Below are 19063 nucleotides of genomic sequence, written 5' to 3' on the forward strand. Positions count from 1 at the left end.
AATATGATGGAAGAGAGTATTTGCCCAAATGAATTGAAGTAGACGGAGGTTTCCATCCCATGAGGAAGTACAGTTCACTCAAGAGTACCACAATCATCGCAGTCGTTACCGCGATAACCGTCACCATAGCGGGCTGCAGTACGGCAGCAAGCACCGCGAAACCAGGGGCAAACGGGCGATCGGGTACACGCCAAATGACAGTAGAAACACAAACTGTAAAATTATCGGACATCGGTGGCGGGCAAATATTTACGGGCTCGATTACACCAGCCTTCACAACGAATCTTTCTTCCAAAGTGAGTGGCCGCATTACTTCCCTTGATGTGAATGTTGGGGATAAAGTGAAAGTCGGACAGTCTTTAGCGCACATTGATACGACAGTGCTTCAGCAATCCCTCGAACAGTCGAAAAGCGATCTTGCTTTAAGTCAAGTGCAGTATAATAAAACGGTGAATGATCAAACGAATAGTTTGGCTTTAGCTCAGAAAGCGCTCGCTGTTCAGCAAGCTGCTTACGAGAAAACCATCAATGATCAGAAGAATGCAGTCGCTCTCGCGCAAACCCAATTAAATAATGCCATAACGACGCAGCAAAACTCTATTGAAACAGCTAAACAAGGGGTTTCTACTGCACAGGTTGGATTCAGCAAAGCACAGACGGATGCGGCTACCGCAGTAACTGTCGCCCAAACAAACTTGAACTCGCAGTTGGACAGCTTATTAACAACACAGAATAATAATATTAATACATACCAACTAAACGTACAACAAGCAGTTGCTGCCTATAATACAGCTGTACAGACAGGGAAAGACATTGACAATGCATTCGCCAAGTTGCAAAATGCACAACTTACGCTGCAGCAAGCGCAGCAGTCCCAGTATAAAGATACACAATCGGCCCAGCAATCGTTGACCAGCTTGCAAAATGCGTTGTTGACCGCACAAAGCTCACAAGCCGTGCAAGTTGCTCAGGAGACTTTGAATTCTGCGCTTTTAACGCTAGCTAACACGCAGGCAACGGCTGCAGCTCAGCTCGATCTCAGTCGTACGCAGCTTGCACAATCACAATCCTCTCAGGATATCACTAAAAATAGTGCGGAAGCTACGCTCGAGCAATCCAAGCAAGCGCTGAAAACAGCTCAGTCTACGGATTCCTTGCAAGTAAGCGCTGCCCAGCTTCAGCAATCCCAAACCAAATTAAAAATCCTAAGCGAACAACTTCAGGATGGTGTGTTGACAAGCCCGGTTACAGGGATTGTAAGCTCGATTCTAGTTCCTGTCGGACAGAATACAGGGCAATCTGCTGTCATGTCCATTGCTACAGTAGATCCTGTTTTGGCAACAGTAAACATATCTGAGGCATCTATTGGCAAAATCAAAACGGGCTTATCCATGTCGGTTAAAATCCCTACTTTGAATAAATCATTTGACGGATTAGTTTATGCCATTCATCCAACGATGGACCCTACGTCCAAATCTTTTCTGGTAGACATTAAAATTAATGATGATAACCATGAAGTATTACCTGGCATGTTTGCGGAATCTTCTCTCAAAAGTGAAGGCAAACAATCGATTGTAGTTCCTGCTGATGCGGTGCTAAGCCAGCCAAGTGGTAATGCTGTATATATTGTCAAAGATGGCAAAGCGTCGAAAGTGCTTGTGAAAATTGGTGTGATGACAAGCTCATCTTTTGAAATTACAAGCGGCCTGAAGGTTGGAGACGAGCTCGTTGTTAAAGGGCAAGAGCTGCTTTCCGATAACGTTCCGGTTCAGATTAACCAACCCGGACAAGACGCTGGTGCTGGCAAAGGCAGTGGACAAGGGGGCCAAGGTCAGGGCCAAGGTCAGGGCCAAGGCAAAAACGGAGGCCAAGGTCAAAGTGGCCAGGGGCAAGGTCAGGGCCAAAACAGAAGTGGTGGTCAAGGACAAGGCAAAACTGGAGGACAAGGCGGTCAGGGTCAAAATGGTCAAGGCACGCAAGGTAAGGGAGCTGACCCGTCAGGGGCAAAGCCGAGCGGCAATGGCGCTGACGCAGCAGCTCCGAAAGCGGGGGCTGGACAGTGAAATTAGCTAATTTCTCCGTTCATCGTCCTGTCACCATCTTGATGATCATGATCGCGCTAGTTATTGTTGGTTCGATTGCTATTCCACTTTTACCGGTTGATCTTTACCCGAATTTGGAAATTCCATCAGCTACTGTATCTGTTTCTTGGAGTGGCGCATCGCCAGGACAGATCGAACAGCAAATTACGAAGCCAATCGAGAATGCGATGGCTACCGTTACAGGTGTAACTAGTATTTCATCCAACTCTCGGACAGGTTCAAGTAACGTTACCCTGCAATTTAATTATGGTACGAATATTGATCAGGCTACGCTAACGATGCGCGACAAATTGGACCGTGTACGAAGGCAGCTTCCTTCTGATGCGGATGCACCAGTCGTATCGCGTGTTGATCCGAACAGTACACCAATCATGACACTAGCCTTGTATGGCAAAACCGATCTGGTTACACTGCGCGACATTGCAGATAATATTGTTAGTCCTGATGTTCAGCGTTCGGATGGTGTTGCATCGGTTGGTGTCACCGGCGGGCGTGTCAGACAAATTCAAATTCTCGTTGAACCGAGCCGATTGCAGCAATACAATATCTCTTTCAATACATTGGTGTCAGCACTCGGCAATGATAATTCATCCATAGACGCCGGACTTGTCAATAAAGGGAGCCAATTGGTGCCTTTACATATTGATGGAGACTTTAAATCAACAGCGGATATCGGCAAAGTACAAGTTCAGCTTGGCCGGGGCCAAACGATCGCTCTGAGCGAGCTTGGCAAAATCATTGATACTTACCAAGATGTTACGCTAGAAGCCCGCAAAGACGGTGAAGTCAGTGTTAGTCTCTCCGTGCTCAAGCAATCTGACGGGAACACGGTTTCCGTGTCTAGTAATATTCAGAAGTCACTTCAAGATATACAATCCAAGCTCCCGGAAGGTATGCATATTGCGATATTGAATGATTCAGCCAAATTTATTCGCGATTCTTTACGTACCGTTGTTGAGCATACCTTGCTCGGAGGCGCGTTTTCCGTCCTCATTTTGTTGTTTTTCTTGCGAAGCGTAAGAGCGACGCTAATTATCGGCGTCGTTATCCCAATTTCAATCATAAGCACATTTAGTATGATGTACTTCGGTCATCAAACGATTAACACCATTACGCTTGGGGGTCTAGCGCTTGGACTCGGTTCACTTGTAGACTTCGCTGTCGTTGTCTTGGAAAGTATTTTCCGCAAAAGACAAGAAGGCTTATCTCCCGAAGAAGCCGCCAAAGTGGGAACGGCCGAGGTGGGAACAGCGGTTATGGCTTCGGCACTCGCACAGATTGCAGTTTTTGCGCCGACAGCATTTATCAGTGGCTTAGTGAAACAATTTTTCTGGCCTATGGCGCTTGTGGTTTGTTTTTCTCATATTGCCGCATGGTTTGCTGCCGTTACTTTAGTGCCTATGCTAGCGGCCAAAATTTTGCGCCGTAAGGTTGATGAAGAGCTGCCAGCCGGTAGAACTTTCAACCCTTTTATCTGGTTTGGTCGGGGGATGCAGCGTACAACTCATTTGTATAGCAGGCTGCTTCGGTGGTCGATGCTTCATCGCTGGGTCATTATCACTATTACAGTCGTGCTATTCGCTGCCAGCGTATACTCGGTTCGTTTCGTAGGTAGTGAGTTAACACCCAAAACAGACCAAGGGCAAGTCAACATAAATATTAACCTCCCGCAGGGTACGGACTTTGCTGTGACGAACAAAGTGGCTGCAACATTGGAGTCGAGATTGAAAGATGTGCCTGAAATAGACACGGTCTTTACGTCTGTTGGTTCTGCTGGCGGAGGTGCATTCCAGTCCGCATCAACAAACACGGGTAGTATTCAAATAAGGCTGAAACCGCTCAGCGAAAGAAAGAAAAGCACTGACCAAGTAGCCGAGCAGATCCGGACGCTCACAACGGGCTTTGCTGGAGCTCAAATAGGTGTGAATGTCCCATCGGGTGTTCGACTGCCAGGTCTTGGTGGTGGCGGAAACTTTGGTGGCGGTGACATTCAAGTTAATTTATCTGGGCCGGATTTAGCGATCTTACAGAAGTTAGGTGATCTCGTCGCTCAAGAAATCACTTCAGTAGACGGCACACGAAATGTTCAAAATACGCTGGACCGTTCGATACCGCAATTTAATTTAACGATCGATCGCGATGCAGCGGCTCATTACGGCGTTTCGCTAAAAGACGTGATGACTGCCTTGCGTACGGCTTATCAGGGCAGTGTAGCTACACAGTTTAAAACAGCCAGCTCGCAAATTTCCGTTCTTGTGAAGTATCCGAATGATTTTACGAATAAGCTGGAAAATTTCAATAATGTGACGATTAATACCGCAGCTGGTACGGTTGTGCCTGTCAGTCTGATTGCAAAGGTTGAACCGGGAACAGGTCCAGCGCAAATTCGCAGGCAAGATCAGAACCGTGCAGCTACTGTGCAAGCTTCCGTTTTTGGTGCTTCCGTTGGGGAAGTATCTGCGTTAGTGAAACAGAAAATCGATGCAATTCAACCGCCCGATGGTTATCAGGTTACTATGGGCGGTCAGCAAACTAGTCAGAACGATTCTTTTAAAAGCTTATACTTGATTCTGATCCTATCCATTGCTTTGGTGTACATGGTTATGGCCAGTCAGTTTGAATCATTGTACGGCCCGTTCATTATCATGTTCTCTCTGCCGCCTACATTCGTGGGCGCCATTCTCGGACTAATGGTGACACATCGAACCATTAATATGAACTCCATCATTGGAATGATTATGCTGATTGGGATTGTCGTTAATAATGCCATTGTATTAATTGATTATACGAACCAACTGCGAGCCAAAGGTATGCCGTTATTCGATGCTTTACTTGAAGCGGGTAAAGTTCGCTTGAGGCCTATTCTAATGACAACAGCGACTACCGTACTTGCGATGCTGCCGCTTGTCATTGGATTTGGCGACGGTGCTGAGACACAAGCTTCCATGGCGACAGTTGTTGCTTTTGGTTTGACCTTATCCACACTGATCACCTTAGTTCTGGTTCCAGTTGTTTATACACTGCTGGACAGTTGGAAAGATGGCATCGCGAGAAGATTTAAACGCAAACCTGCAATCGAGCAGGAGCACGGCACGACAGCCTCGTTATAGGAATAAGCGCTTTCCAAAAGGAAAGCTCTAAGGAGAAGGAGCATGAAAACAGTGAAACGTAATGTTACTTTCTGGCTGCTTGGTTTTCTGCTATTTAGTTCCTTTACGGCTTTCTCGGTATTTCCCGAGAAAGCTTGGGGGGATACAGTCAGCGCTACTGCCGGAACATCAGATATCAAACCCGCTTTTATCCAGCAAATCAGAGGTGGGAAAGGTTTCACGGTCATTTTGAAAAAAGACGGGACTGTTTGGACATGGGGGAATAATCTTCGCGGTAAGCTGGGATCAGGGCTTAACAACCGCAATCAGGCAACACCCATAAGCGGATTATCAGGAATTACCGCAATTGCGGTAGGTCAGTCTCACTCTTTAGCGCTCAAATCGGATGGTACTGTTTGGTCTTGGGGTGAGAACACATTCGGTCAGTTGGGCGATGGTACAACGATGGATCGGTCATCACCTGTCCAAGTTGCTGATCTTACCCATGTTACGGCCATTTCGGCGGGTAACTTTCACTCTGTTGCAATCAAAGACGATGGTACAGCTTGGAGCTGGGGAGATAACACGTACGGCCAACTAGGTGACGGTACGAATAAAGCCCAAAATAAACCCGTCCAAGTAAAAGGCAATATCGTCTCCGTTAAATCAATAGCGAGCGGCGCTTACCATACGTTAGCGATTGATCAAGATGGCGTTGTATGGGCCTGGGGCGATAATTACTTTGGCGAGCTTGGCTATGGATATGATCAGAATCGATTGAATACGCCTATTATGGCTACAAACTCCAACTGGCATATTACACAAATCGCTGCCGGTTTCGATTTTTCTTTAGCTCTCAAGGACGACGGCACCGTACTAACGTGGGGGCTGATTGATTCTGATCCTACGGCCTTATATAATGCTGTAACGTCCAAAACGCAGGATGAACATAAATTCCCGGTTCTTGTCATCGGCTTGGAACACGTCACTCAAATAACGGCAGGGAATTCGCATGCTGTTGCTTTAAAGAATGATGGCAGCGTCTATACGTGGGGTGACAATACCTCAGGTCAGCTGGGTGTAGGCACCGGTTATGATGGAAAAACGTGGAATCAAACTTTCCCTGACCATGTTAATGGTCTTCCCGAAATAGCGGGAATAGGGGCAGGTTCCAATTTCACTTTTGCTATTGGTAAAGATGATAGTCTTTGGGCGTGGGGAAACAACAGTTATAGCCAACTGGGGGACAAGACGCTGAACAACCAAGCTTCCCCCGTTCAAACGCAAGTGAATGTATGGCTGAATCCTCCGGTGCTCCAGCCAGGTGAAGGAACGCTTTTGATTAAAGCTCCCCAATTACAACCCCTTACAGCGAGTGATAGTGATACATTTGTAATCAAAAATAATCGGTTGTTCGGTTGGGGAAGTAATACATTCGGTCAATTGGGAGATGGTACCCATACCTCTATCATATCACCGGAAGCATTAAGTCTAGAAGGGATCGCTGCAATCGAAGCCGGTGATGCTCACACGGTGGCCGTAAAGCAGGATGGAAGCTTATGGACATGGGGACAGAACTTCTTTGGGCAATTAGGTGATGGAACAACAACACCAAGCACGTCGCCTGTTCAAGTGAATTCATTGAACGGCGTTGTGTCCGCGGCCGCAGGAAGTAATCATACAATTGCGCTGCTTAATAATGGTTCCGTATGGAGTTTTGGTGACAATACGTATGGTCAACTTGGTCATGACAAATCAGCCTCGGCAAACCAAATTATCCAGCTATCGAATATTGTTGCCATCGCTGCGGGCTCCAATTTTAATTTGGCCTTAGAAAATACCGGGAAAATATGGGCCTGGGGCGATAATACCAGTGGACAGCTAGGGGATGGGACGCTTGCCAGCAAGCAGCAGCCTGTACAAATTACTGATCTAGCTGGTGTTGCAGCCATTACAGCCGGTAAAAACTTTGCACTTGCTTTAAAGGATGATGGCACGGTGTGGGCGTGGGGATACAACGCATTTGGACAATTAGGTGACGGAACAACTACTAATCAAACGAAGCCTGTTCAAGTGACCACATTGCCTTCTATGAAATCCATTTATGCAGGTTCCTATCACAGCCTAGCGATCGCAAATGACGGAAGTGTGTGGGCTTGGGGCCAGAACCTTTTTGGTCAATTAGGCGATGGTGCTAAAATTAATCAAAATAAACCGGAACAAATTAAGGGTATTGTCAAAGCGGATGCCGCTGCCGCAGGTGGGACCCATAGTATGGTTAAAGAAATGGACGGCACGATCTGGACATGGGGAGGCAACTATACGGGCCAACTCGGGAACAATGCCTTAACCAATCGCAGCCTACCGGCAATCGTTACGGGATTAAGCGCTACTTTCAACGACTTGTCAGAACACTGGGCGAAAGATATTATTCTTCAAGCAGCGGAAAAAGGGTACGTGAATGGCTATAGCGACGGAAGCTTCCTTCCTGACCGCGCCATTACTAGAGGCGAATTTGTGAAGCTGGCTGTTACCGCCATGCATCTGCCAGTTGCTGCAGATAAACCAGGCGGAGCCTGGTATCAGCCCTATATCGATGCTGTACAAAAGGCGGGATTCCTGCAAGCAGGCGACCTCCAAGAGGGCTGGGATCTTCCCATAACTCGTCAGGAGATTGCGACAGTTGCCCTTCGTGCAGTAAGCCCGGATTTGCAAAAAAACAACACCGTTCTTGCGCCAAACTTTGTGATGAGCGGAGCAGTTAACAAAGGGATTTTACAAGGTTTAAGCGAAGGAAGGTTGGCGCCGGATGAGGCAACAACAAGAGCTCAAGCGGTTGTTGTCATGGAGCGTATTGGGAATGTTCGGCAAGGCATGACGCTGCCAGTTGATCCGTTAGCTGTAGAACAAGCCAAGTAAATGAGGAGTCATGATGTGCGCTTCTACCCATAATCAGGTATACTATAGCCTGCAGATGAAAAAGGGGTGACACGATGTTCACAATTACGAGTTACACGGTTGAATTGGTGAAAGATCCGTTTAAGATTTTGACAGGACAGCGGTATGAATTTCTGATTGATATTGAGGTTGAGGAAGATGATGAGCTGCACTCCGATAGCGGCATATATATCAGAGCGATTTATAATGCGGAGGAAGGCAAATCATCACTCATGAAGTATGAGTTGTATGAAAAAACGACGGAGCTTTATCTCGATTTCGAGTTGGAAGATGAAGAGGTTGCCATCGTAGCTGCTTTTTGTCAAGAGCATTTCCAGGAAGCTCTCGAATAAGCGCTGGATAGTAAAAAACAGTTATTCCAGGTGACGAGGTCATCTGGAATAACTGTTTTTTGTCATTTTTCCGAGTGTAGTGTAAAACTAGCTTTTACAGTAAGATGAATGTGAAAGGAGGAGGTTTCGGGCAATCAAGGCAAGTCCCGATATTTCTGGATTTCCCTAATTATTTAGTTGGCCACTAGGCGTACTTCACCACTTTGTTCTTACCGCTTGTTTTGGCTTTATACATGGCTTCATCCGCCTGTTTAATGAGTTCCTCGGCACTTATTCCATTTTTGTACTTACTATAGCCGATACTTGCGGTTACGATCGTTTCCTTCTCGATCCGACTACGAACGCGTTCCGCGAAAGCATCCATTTTGACACTAGGATCCGTCACCATGACAACCATCTCTTCTCCGCCATAACGGCCGGCAATGCCGCATTCCTCTGCTTCTTCTTTCATAATCTGGGCAACCTGCTTGAGCACATCGTCTCCCATCTGATGACCTTTGGTATCATTTAATTTCTTGAAATTATCAATGTCGCTGAACAAAATGTACACGGGTAAATGCCTTTGAACGTGCTGTGTGACACGGTTGTAGAAAAATTTGCGATTATATAGACGTGTAAGCCCATCCGTAATGGATGAATTATAAATCGCTTGCATAAGCTCAACAACACGATCAAAAAGCAGCATAAATAGTAAAAAATAAAAAATAATCGGTAAGATATTCCCTGCAATAGTAAGAAGAGGCTGAGCGTTCCCATACATATAGGCATTCACAAGATGATCAGACTGAATGAAAAAGTAAACCGTCAGCGCCAACTGATATTTAACCTGTTGACCAATATAGGGCGGAATCATATAGAAACAAAGAAAGATCAGCACAAACACGTAAAGTTCGAGACCAATGTCCTGCAGCAGCCTTACCTGCTGAATGGTTCCGTTATACATTTGTGGCACACTAAAATGAAGGACAGAAACGACAAAACCCATAATAATCAAACCATAGAAGAAGATGTACTGCTTCCGATTCGTGCGATTGTATAATTGATAAATACCCAAATTAATAAGTACAAAAGAGACTATTTTAAGCATTAGCAGCATGTAGGCGGTTAAGCTTGTATCTATGGCGCTGAGTGATAAATATAACTTGAGAAGGTATTGGATGCCTACAATAACAAGGGAGATGGTCATCGACATATAACCTTTTTTGCGACGATCCAGAAATAAACGAAGAGAGATGACGAACATAAGTGCAACAATGACAAACACAATTGTATTCGATATTAATGAAGCTAAGTCACCGAACAGCAGATCAACGACGTCCATACTTTCCTCCAAGATTTTCTTTTTTTCGACAAGCAGTGACTCTATTATAAAGGAAAATGGGAGAGAGGGATAGAATCGATTGATAGAGCTCGAAGTTGTTCTCTTTTCTATTCGGCGCACACAAGTTACAATAAGAAGGTAAGCTCAAGGATTTGGGAGAGGGGCTCATGCAATGAACATATTGCAAGCATTGTTTTTCCCCCCGGAACAGCCGGGTGGGGTGTCATCCATGGTTCCCTATATATTGGACCGTTTTAATAAAAAAGGCTGGGAAATGGAACTATTTTCGCTACCTAAGCGGATTCGGGGCAAGGGTACAGAGGAAGTGGAATTCGTCACTTTCGATTGGCGGAAGTATGCCGGGAACCCGATCATTGATAAATACATTCAGACCTACAAGGATTATGTTTGGTGGACGAAGCTGAGAATTTCCAAGAAGTATGACATCATCCATGCTCATCATCCGATTGTCGGACTTGTCATGAAGCAGATTTATCCGGAAACACCCGTCATCTTGACCATTCACTCCAGCTTTGAGAGAGAGCTCATTTTGAATGGGCGAATTCAGGAAAATGGTGTGGAGCATCAATTTCTTACACAGATCTATGGGGAGCTTGAAGCGAGAGTCGATCAGATTATTACAGTCTCAAACTCGTTCAAGCAATATATAGCGGAGTACGTGCAGGATAGTGAACGGATAGGCGTTATTCCAAATGGTTTTGACGAGAAGCGTTTCCGTCCGATTTCACATGAAAATCAAGTGACTCAGTTCATAACCGTTTGCCGTTTAGTTCCTGCGAAAGGACTTGATACGCTATTGATCGCTTGCGGAGAACTGAAAAAGCGTGGACATCCCTTCGTTTTACATATTATTGGTGATGGACCTAGCCGAGAAGAGCTGGAAAAGCTTGCAATTCAGAATAACATCTATGAAGATACGATTTTTTATGGCTATATGCTGCATCCAGAGGAGTTTATGCCGTTCTTCGATGTATTTGTTCTGCCTTCACGCGCGGAGGCATTCGGATCGGTATTTGCGGAAGCGGCGCTGTGCTGGTTAGCACTGATTGGAACCGATGTAGGCGGAATTGCCGAGCAAATTGAACATGGACATAACGGCTTGCTAGTGCCTGTTGGCGACGCGATGGCGCTTAGCTATGCTTTGGAAAAAGTGGTCATTGATCCTACATTCCGCTACAATTTGGCACGAACTGCTTGGGAGAAGGCGAAGAAAACATACTCGTTGAACCGAGTGCTGCGGCAGCTGAAAAGTGTGTATGAGAGTTATCAAATAGCCGGTGACGGTGAAACGAAGAAGGATGAAAGTGAGCAAGGCGAAAAAAGCTGAATTAGGAAGGCGTTAAAGACATGAAACGACTGCGGTTTATGCATGCCGCCGATCTGCATCTGGACAGTCCGTTCAAAGGCATGTCGGCGCTGCCTGAACGGGTTCATGAGCGAATGCGAGAATCGACATTTGGAGCGCTCAAGGAACTCGTGGCTTTAGCCATACAAGAGCAGGTGGATTTTGTACTCATTAGTGGGGATGTTTACGATTTATCAGATCGTTCCCTGCGTGCTCAAATTCGCTTTCAGAAAGCACTGGAGCAATTAGCTGCGCAGGAAATACCTACTTATGTTATTCATGGAAATCATGACCCGGAGGATGGACGTGCCGCGAAGCTGGTTTGGCCGGCAGCTGTCCATTTTTTTGCGTGCGATCAGGTGGAGACGATCAACGTTGACAAGCCGAATCGCGGCGTCATTGCCCAGATTCATGGGATATCGTATCGAAGCTCGGCGGTAACGGATAATTTAGCTGTGAAATTTAGAGCGGGCCAAGAAAACGTATATCAGATTGGCCTTTTGCATACGAATGTTGACGGTGATCCCGGTCATGATAATTATGCCCCTTGCAGTAAGCAGGATTTGCTGCGTGCAGGTATGAACTACTGGGCGTTAGGCCATGTACATACGAGGAATGTGCTGCATGAGCAGCCGACAATCGTTTATCCGGGAAACCTGCAAGGCCGAAGTATTCGGGAAACAGGACCTCGCGGATGTTATATCGTAGATATGCCGGAGGATGGAAGACCTGAGCTAACCTTCTATGCGTTAGATCGGGTGCGTTGGTTTCAGGAACGGCTGTCGGTTGTTGGCATACAGACGGAGCAAGAATTGAAAGACCGGCTGGGGGATCAGCTCGAGCGGATTCGGGTAGAGGCGGACGGCAGAGATGCCGTCGTCCGTATCGTTTTGGAAGGTCGCAGCGCGGTTCACGGTCTGCTGCGTAAAGGGCGGGCGCTTCAGGAGCTGACCGCCGAGCTGCGAGCGGATGAAGCAGAGAGAAGCCGCTTCGTTTGGGTGGAGTCGATCGAGGAACGAACGTCTAGTGAGCTCGACCTCGAACTTTTGCAGCAGGAGAAGAGCTTCCTTGGCGATCTCCTGCGGTTTTCGGCTGCGCTGCGTGGCGATGACGCAGCGCTTGCATTGTTTGCCAGCGAGGCGTTGACCGCGCTGCAGAGTCTGCCTCAGGCAGCCGGAGACCCCGCTGCGGCAGAACCTGAACGGCTGCGCGAGTGGCTGCGCGCCGCAGAAGAACTGGCCGCGGATTTACTAGCCGCGGACGGGGGGTGGACTGGATGAGAATCGTATCCATACAGGTGGACGGCTTCGGCAGCCTGCGAGAGCGGCAGCTTGATACGGACAGCCCGCTGGCGCTGTTTTATGGCGCCAACGAAGCGGGCAAGAGCACGCTCATGGGCTTCGTCCGCGCGGTGTTGTTCGGCTTTCCGACTCGTCAGAACAAGTCAGAACGATACGAGCCGCTCGGCGGCGGCGCCCATGGGGGCGCGCTAACCCTGCTCGATGAGCAGGGGCAGCTCATTCGCGTCGAGCGCTACGATGCGCCCGCCGCAGGCGGCAAGCGAGCCTCAGCTGGGCTCGTCAAGGTCACCCTCGGTGATGGGTCCACCGGGGGGGAAGACCTGCTGAACACGCTGCTGGGCGGCCTATCGGCCGACCTCTTCCGCAGCTTGTTCGCTTTCGGTTTAACCGAGCTGCAGGAGCTGCGCACCCTGCAGACCGACGAGCTCAGCGGCTATCTCTATAGCGCTGGGCTTGGTGTGAGCGGCTCGGCCATTATGGAGGCCGAGCGCAAGCTGACGGCGCAGGCCGACGGCCTGTACAGACCTCGCGGACGCAATCAGGAGATGAATCGTCTCCTGAAGGAGCTTGAGGGTCTGGAGCAGTCGCTGCGCCGCAGCCGGGACCTGGCAGCCGACTATGATCGGCTGCAGGCAGAGCGCCGCTCCGCGGAGGAGCGCATTGCTGCCCTGGAGCAGCAGCAGGAGGCGCTGCGTGCGGAGCTGCATGGGCTCGGCCTGGCCGGCAAGGCGCGAAGCGGATGGATCCGCTTGCGTCAGATCGGCCGGGAGCTTGCAGCGCTGCCTGATCTGGCGGGCTTCCCCGAGCACGCCTCGGCGAGGCTTGACGCGCTTGAGGCGGAGCTGGAGCGCATCCATGCGGAGCGCTCACGGCTCCAGCTCCGGCAGATGGGCTTGGAAAATCAACTGCGCGCCATCCAAATCCAGCCAGATCTGCTCGTGCATCAGGTCGAGCTGAATCATTGGCTGGAGCAAGCATCCACATATGAAGAGCAGAAACGAAGTAGGGACCAATTGCGCGTGGAGCAGGAACACCAACGCGTATACATAGACAGGCTGCTTAAACAAATAGAAGTTAACGGGGAGGAGACCGATTTAGATTTAGCCTCTTTCTCGGTGTCCATTTCCCTGCGCGAGCAGATACGATCTTACAAGGAACGGTTTCAGAAATGCCGTTCCGATGAACTGCGGGTACGAACAGAGCTTGAGAGTATTGGGCAGCAGCTCGTTCGTGTACAAGATACCATTCGGGGCTTGGAATCCGATTTACGGTTAGTCCCATCCCGCCCGGATGGAGTAGATCCAACTATTGCCATACAAAGAATGGCCAGAGATTATGCACGATGGCAGCTGCTTGTGAGGGATGTAGAGCATCAAAAAGAACGCGATGCTGTGCAGAGTCAATTTCAGCTTGGCCTAGAAGAAGCAGAGAAAGCAAGCAAAACCGCCACGCGTAGACTTCGTCAGCGCTTCGTGGTTATGACCATTCTATTGGCGGTCATAGCTCCTGTCCTGCTGTTATGGCAGGGCAACTGGGTAACAGCTATATGTGCTTTCCTTTTATTTGCTGGTGCTGCTCTCTATATCCTTGTTTCCGATCGTCCGGCTGCAGAGAATCGCTCATCTCGAGCGATGACTTCATCCACAAAAGAAAGTCTGGGAGATGAAATTCGCGAACTTCACGATCTGGAGCGCTATTTACAAGAACAAATATATTCATTTCTTCAGCAGCAACCAAGTTATGACGAAGCTGCAGCAGCATCTTCTGTCGATTCACTGAAAAACTCTGGTCGCTCCGCTTCTATACCCCTACAGGCGTTCCAGCCTCAACTGGATGCTTGGATGAGGGAAGCTGAGCAAAATAAACATCAACACAGCGAGCAGCTTCGTAAGCTAGAGAAGCTGCAGGATGCTAAAGATATGCTGAAATCCCTTCAGCAGCAAGAAGAGCAGCGAAGAGCTTTTTACGATCAACTCGTGACAGAGACGAATGAGCTGCAGACGGATTGGATTCTTTGGCTGCAATCGCTTAGATTAAGCACTCGGTTATCTCCGGATGCTGCTCTAGAGACGATTCAGACGATCGAGCAAGGGCAGGAAAGGCTTAGACAGCTTCATAAGTTGGAGTCCAAGCTTGAGTCGCTATTGACTAGCATTGATCAGTACGAGAATACAGTCGCTGAACGTCTCCAACTCTCCCCAACGGTACGTCATGAGTCCGTATTCGCGCTCAAACGCTGGAAAGAACAAGAGCAGGATCAGTTAAAGCTGCTTGCAGACAAGAAGCATGGTGAACAGTCTTATTCAGAAATCCTGCAAGAGCTGCACCTTCTAGATGCTAACGAGCAGCGTACTAAGGCGCGGCTTGAGCAGCTTTTGCAGGAAGCCTCTGCTGGAGATGGTGAGGAGCTGCGCATTCATCAGAGAGCGCAGGAAGAGAGAAAGAAACTGACCGAGGAGCAAATCCTCCTGGAATCTTCGCTTGAATCCTTACTTAGCCCTTCCTTACTTGCCAGCTATATGCAGCTTTTGGAGACAAAGGGAGAAGAAGATATTGCAATTGAATTGGTATTGCTCCAGAATCAACTAACGGAAAAAGCCAACCAAACGAATGAACTTCGTGAGGTTGTCGGAAAGCTTGCCGGTCACATTGAGAAATTGGAGCAAGGCTCCGAACATGCCGATTCTCTGCTGCAAGCTGAGGCTTATCGGGCCACGATTCGGCAGCAAGTGGATCAATACGCGGTCGCTTCATTCGCTTCACTGCTTATGAAGAAAGCCCGCGATGTGTACGAGCAGGAACGTCAACCTGGTGTGCTTTTGCGCGCATCGGATTACTTGGCGAAGATGACGAATGGTGCCTTCACCCAGGTCAAAGCGCCATTCGGTGAGCAGCGTCTAGTAGCGATTAGAGCGAATGGGCAATCCGTTGACACTAGCCAACTTAGTCGGGGAACAGCTGAGCAGCTTTATTTATCCATGCGCTTTGCGCTTGTCGAAGAATATGCAGGGAAGGCTATTTTACCGCTTGTCATGGATGATATTCTTGTTAATTTCGACGAGGAACGAATGGAGAGCTGTTTGCGTATTCTTGCAGATTTAAGCAGCAGGCATCAAGTGCTGTTGTTTACATGTCATGGACATGTGCGAGATGCGGCAGCCCGATTCATTCCAAGACACCGATTAATAAATTTATAGAATGTAGACATTGGGGTCATGGGAAACGGTTTATGCACATACGTTGAAGAAAAAAGCTGGAGGAATCGGAAGTGGAATCAGGAAGCGATAAGAGGAAAGAACATCGGGAAATTACGTATCAGGTCGGTTGGAAGAAGGGGAAGATCGAGTGGGATGAAGGGACTTCCGAAGTGTTATCCGTTCATTCTCTCAAGCCAGTAGAAACTCTGAATAATGCGGAAGAAAAACATCTACAGCTGCTCTGGCTACCGGCCATGAGCCTTCCTAGCTGGCTGCTTTTGCCCATCCTCTATGCGCTTCCGGCCTTCTGTTTTATATTAACGCTTGTTCTCATTTATGGTTTGCGGCATGGCTAGCAGCAAGTGAAAGGTTGAAGAAAGGGGGAAGAATGCATTATGAACATGCTTTTAGCCATTATCGGTGGTCTTTTGGGCCTTTTTGTAACAGGGGCAGCAATTTATACGGCTTGGATGATACATCAGCTTTGGAGACAACAGGCGGCGGCACCGAAGGCTGCAAGCCAGGTCGAGATTGCCGTTAAATACTTTTCGAGATGGACGATCATCGATTATGCGGTAGTCGGTTTATTTATCATCGGTCTGATACTTTTGTTAGCCGAACTTTTTGCTATCTTGCGCGATCAAACAGCTCTTGCTAGTTTTCATTTTTCCTATTTGCTCACGGGCATTATTATTTCTGCTATGGGTATGCTCTTGTTGTTTGTACGATTAGTTGTTGTCCTAGGCTTCATCAAGTCAGGTGTTTTACATCGCACGGTTACGGTTGCGCCAAATCATCAGAACGAGCCAGACAACACTGATCAAGCCAAATAAGGGATACAAGGCCGAAAGCAGCGTTTTGAAACCAATTTGACTTACCAAATAGCTAAGCGCTAGGATGCTGACCAGCAACAACTTAGGGTTCAGTTTCGTGCGCTGTTGAAGCTGCAAGGACAAGCCATAGGCATCCGCAATAAACGTAGTGAAAATTTCACCGTAAATGACGAGTAAATAAGCAATTTGTGGTACGGCCCCTAATCGGTTGATGATATTTCCCATTGGGATTTCGTATTGCGCGATACCTGGCATTTGCGCCGATAGCGCATAATGTGCAGATAGCAGAAGCAGTCCAATGCCTGCACCGCCTAGTAATCCTCCCCAGTAAAGCACCGATCGCTTGCTAATTGATGCTCCCATTGGAACAAGAACAGCTTGGGCCATGGCTAAGTTAAAGGCTGTATAAAGGAACGGAGCAAACCATATTTTTCCAAGCGAATCATCACTTGTAATGCGCAACCAGTTTCCTGATGCTGGCGAATGCCACGTGTAGACGACGATGACCAGACTAAAAAGCAGCATAATGGGGACTACGATCGAGTTGACCGTCATAATGGCTCCGATTCCGCGGGATAATACGAAATAAGCAAGAACCAAAGTAACGAGCAGTCCAGTCTGATAGGTGAGGTGAAGCTGTTCCTCAAAAACAGTTCCGCCGCCTGCAAGCATAACCGTTGTAATTCCAAAGAGCACAAACATCGTGAACAAGCTAATCCAGTTGCCGATTCTTTTGCCAAAAATAACACGATTCAAATCTTCATAGGACGCCGCTTTCAAATCATGAGCCATGAGCATGAGTTTAATGCCAATCCAAATGAAAAGAAGGCTGGATAAGGCTATTGTCAACGAGGCTAACCAACCATAACGTGTGAAAAATTGCAGGATCTCTTGTCCAGAAGCAAACCCTGCTCCAACAACCGTTCCAATATAGGTAAAGGCAACTCGGACGATCTGGGATCCTGTTCGCATTTATTGCCCCACTTTCTTTCGTTTGGTATAGTACAAGGTATGTTCATAAAGACAAGTGCATGACTGCAACTTGGGGCTAGCTCTTGTTTTTGATAAAATGAGAATGAATAGGACGACGAAGATTCGGGAGTGTGTCTTTTGTGAAGGAAGCTCTTTATGATTTCATAGGTCATTATGGATATATTGCGCTGTACATTTTGTTATCTGCCGGTATTGTCGGAGTACCCATACCTGATGAGACCTTGATGGCTTTTGTAGGCTCACTGACCGCACCTGGAGGGCCCTTTGATTATGTAACTACGTTGATTATCATTTATGCAGGTACTATGACAGGGATGATTGTTAGTTATCTAATCGGTCACCGGGTTGGTAAACCATTTCTGTATCGCTACGGAAAATGGTTCAAATTAACACCAAACCGTATTGAACGAGCAGAAGGTTGGTTTCACAAATACGGGCTTTGGACCGTGTTTTTTGGATATTTTGTGCCTGGGGTTCGTCATTTCACTTGCTACTTGTCCGGTGTAAGCGGGGTTAAGTTTTATAAGTACATGCTCTATGCGGGGACCGGGGCGCTGCTGTGGTGTACAACTTTTTTAACTTTAGGCCATTTTATTGGGAGTAATTTAGATGGTTTATTCCATTTGATTCATAAATATATGGGGATAAGCTTACTGAGTTTAGCCGTATTAGCTGTCATTGGTGTCTTGATTTACTTCCGGCTCCGAAAGCGAAAAGCTGTCTGATAACCAAAGCATGAACAAAAGACCATGAATGTCATCCTTTAGAGGAGAATTCATGGTCTTTTGTTGTAATCTGAGTGAATTAACGGTCTGCGAATAGCTTTATCGATTGGATGGTGTTCTCTTTCGGGTCAATGTCGAGCTTTAGCAGTGTACCTTGTGACTTGTAAGAGAGCACATAAGTTGTGTTTGTATCTGGTTTACCCAGAATGGCAATCGCGTCTTGGACTTTCTGACCTAGGTGTAATCCGCGGAGCCCTGGATCAATTTCAGCGGTATGAACATCAACGAACTCAAGAGTGTCCTTCTTATTAAATCCTACGGAAAAATCGATGAAGTCATAGACTTGAATCGGATCGGTATCTTCATCCATAATGAATTGTTTCTTTGCTTTCCCAAACCGATCCAGCACCACATTCTTATTCGATCCAAGCTTCAAGCCCATCAGGGTTGGTTTTTCCTGCTGATACGCATCCTCAGCTTTAATCTTTGGCTTAGCGGTAGCCTTTGCACTCACAGGTGACTGAGGGATATCCGTTAAATCCCCTTTGGATGTGCCGGCGACTTGTGCTTCATGCTTTGTTATTGTGTCTTCCGATTTAGGTGCAGCTGATGGAGCTGCTATTACGATCGCAGGAGGTGTGCTGTTTGGAGTTGCGCTATGAGATTGGAGATGGATGGATGAATCTATAGTAGGCTGAACGGAAGGAGCAGATGACTTTTGGCATCCAGCTGCCAGTAATGATGCAATCGCAACTGGTACACAGCCAAGAATGAGAGGTCTTATAAGGTTATTCATCGTCATCTATCCTTTCTGCCGAATAGTTAAAGCGAAAATTGCGACATTAC

General features: G+C 47.5%; 13 protein-coding genes. 10 read left to right on the forward strand and 3 right to left on the reverse strand.

Annotated elements, in window-relative coordinates; all coding sequences use genetic code 11:
* The first annotated feature begins 59 nt into the window (after nucleotides 1–59).
* From BLT91_RS18635 to BLT91_RS18650, 4 genes are all read left to right on the forward strand, one after another.
* Nucleotides 60–2063 carry an efflux RND transporter periplasmic adaptor subunit gene (locus tag BLT91_RS18635; RefSeq protein WP_090823624.1) on the forward strand — a complete coding sequence of 668 codons (2004 nt, stop codon included), beginning with the start codon at nucleotides 60–62 and terminating at the stop codon, nucleotides 2061–2063.
* Nucleotides 2060–5212, forward strand: a complete 3153-nt coding sequence (locus tag BLT91_RS18640) for an efflux RND transporter permease subunit (RefSeq protein WP_090823626.1) — start codon at nucleotides 2060–2062, stop codon at nucleotides 5210–5212. Before BLT91_RS18635 ends, BLT91_RS18640 begins: the two co-directional genes overlap by 4 nt.
* Nucleotides 5213–5254: 42 nt before the next feature.
* Complete coding sequence (locus BLT91_RS18645; protein ID WP_090823629.1) at nucleotides 5255–8110, forward strand: RCC1 domain-containing protein; 2856 nt, start codon at nucleotides 5255–5257, stop codon at nucleotides 8108–8110.
* A gap of 74 nt (nucleotides 8111–8184) precedes the next feature.
* Nucleotides 8185–8481, forward strand: a complete 297-nt coding sequence (locus BLT91_RS18650) for a DUF6509 family protein (protein WP_090823631.1) — start codon at nucleotides 8185–8187, stop codon at nucleotides 8479–8481.
* Nucleotides 8482–8665: 184 nt separating this feature from the next.
* Here the strand turns inward: BLT91_RS18650 and BLT91_RS18655 are convergent, their stop codons facing one another.
* Nucleotides 8666–9802 carry a GGDEF domain-containing protein gene (locus BLT91_RS18655; protein WP_090823634.1) on the reverse strand — a complete coding sequence of 379 codons (1137 nt, stop codon included), beginning with the start codon at nucleotides 9800–9802 and terminating at the stop codon, nucleotides 8666–8668.
* Between the two features lie 172 nt (nucleotides 9803–9974).
* Here BLT91_RS18655 and BLT91_RS18660 point away from each other — a divergent pair, with 172 nt between their 5' ends.
* From BLT91_RS18660 to BLT91_RS18680, 5 genes are all read left to right on the forward strand, one after another.
* Complete coding sequence (locus tag BLT91_RS18660; RefSeq protein ID WP_090823636.1) at nucleotides 9975–11150, forward strand: glycosyltransferase family 4 protein; 1176 nt, start codon at nucleotides 9975–9977, stop codon at nucleotides 11148–11150.
* Between the two features lie 20 nt (nucleotides 11151–11170).
* Nucleotides 11171–12448: a metallophosphoesterase family protein gene (locus tag BLT91_RS18665; protein WP_090823638.1), complete on the forward strand. Its 1278-nt coding sequence runs from the start codon at nucleotides 11171–11173 to the stop codon at nucleotides 12446–12448.
* The gene (locus BLT91_RS18670; protein WP_090823640.1) at nucleotides 12445–15666 is read left to right on the forward strand and encodes an AAA family ATPase; all 3222 of its coding nucleotides are present in this window, start codon (nucleotides 12445–12447) and stop codon (nucleotides 15664–15666) included. Before BLT91_RS18665 ends, BLT91_RS18670 begins: the two co-directional genes overlap by 4 nt.
* A 71-nt stretch (nucleotides 15667–15737) precedes the next feature.
* Complete coding sequence (locus BLT91_RS18675) at nucleotides 15738–16022, forward strand: hypothetical protein (protein ID WP_090823642.1); 285 nt, start codon at nucleotides 15738–15740, stop codon at nucleotides 16020–16022.
* A gap of 39 nt (nucleotides 16023–16061) precedes the next feature.
* The gene (locus BLT91_RS18680) at nucleotides 16062–16499 is read left to right on the forward strand and encodes a hypothetical protein (protein ID WP_090823644.1); all 438 of its coding nucleotides are present in this window, start codon (nucleotides 16062–16064) and stop codon (nucleotides 16497–16499) included.
* Here the strand turns inward: BLT91_RS18680 and BLT91_RS18685 are convergent.
* Nucleotides 16431–17471, reverse strand: coding sequence for a YkvI family membrane protein (locus BLT91_RS18685; RefSeq protein ID WP_090823646.1), 1041 nt, complete (start codon nucleotides 17469–17471; stop codon nucleotides 16431–16433). The genes BLT91_RS18680 and BLT91_RS18685 overlap by 69 nt on opposite strands.
* A 140-nt stretch (nucleotides 17472–17611) precedes the next feature.
* Between BLT91_RS18685 and BLT91_RS18690 the strand changes: the two genes are divergently transcribed.
* Nucleotides 17612–18217 carry a DedA family protein gene (locus BLT91_RS18690; RefSeq protein WP_090823647.1) on the forward strand — a complete coding sequence of 202 codons (606 nt, stop codon included), beginning with the start codon at nucleotides 17612–17614 and terminating at the stop codon, nucleotides 18215–18217.
* A gap of 79 nt (nucleotides 18218–18296) precedes the next feature.
* Here BLT91_RS18690 and BLT91_RS18695 read toward each other — a convergent pair whose 3' ends face one another.
* Nucleotides 18297–19013, reverse strand: coding sequence for a superantigen-like protein SSL4 (locus BLT91_RS18695; protein WP_090823650.1), 717 nt, complete (start codon nucleotides 19011–19013; stop codon nucleotides 18297–18299).
* Nucleotides 19014–19063: the final 50 nt, after the last annotated feature.

Source organism: Paenibacillus sp. yr247 (assembly GCF_900103825.1).
In the GTDB taxonomy this organism is placed as follows: Bacteria; Bacillota; Bacilli; order Paenibacillales; family NBRC-103111; genus Paenibacillus_E.

Excerpts from the sequence above, each read along its gene's own strand:
- BLT91_RS18635 (WP_090823624.1), top strand. The coding sequence starts at position 60 with ATGAGGAAGTACAGTTCACTCAAGAGTACCACAATCATCGCAGTCGTT.
- BLT91_RS18660 (WP_090823636.1), top strand. The coding sequence starts at position 9,975 with ATGAACATATTGCAAGCATTGTTTTTCCCCCCGGAACAGCCGGGTGGG.
- BLT91_RS18645 (WP_090823629.1), top strand. The coding sequence starts at position 5,255 with ATGAAAACAGTGAAACGTAATGTTACTTTCTGGCTGCTTGGTTTTCTG.
- BLT91_RS18680 (WP_090823644.1), top strand. The coding sequence starts at position 16,062 with ATGAACATGCTTTTAGCCATTATCGGTGGTCTTTTGGGCCTTTTTGTA.
- BLT91_RS18685 (WP_090823646.1), bottom strand. The coding sequence starts at position 17,471 with ATGCGAACAGGATCCCAGATCGTCCGAGTTGCCTTTACCTATATTGGA.
- BLT91_RS18665 (WP_090823638.1), top strand. The coding sequence starts at position 11,171 with ATGAAACGACTGCGGTTTATGCATGCCGCCGATCTGCATCTGGACAGT.
- BLT91_RS18695 (WP_090823650.1), bottom strand. The coding sequence starts at position 19,013 with ATGAATAACCTTATAAGACCTCTCATTCTTGGCTGTGTACCAGTTGCG.
- BLT91_RS18670 (WP_090823640.1), top strand. The coding sequence starts at position 12,445 with ATGAGAATCGTATCCATACAGGTGGACGGCTTCGGCAGCCTGCGAGAG.
- BLT91_RS18650 (WP_090823631.1), top strand. The coding sequence starts at position 8,185 with ATGTTCACAATTACGAGTTACACGGTTGAATTGGTGAAAGATCCGTTT.
- BLT91_RS18655 (WP_090823634.1), bottom strand. The coding sequence starts at position 9,802 with ATGGACGTCGTTGATCTGCTGTTCGGTGACTTAGCTTCATTAATATCG.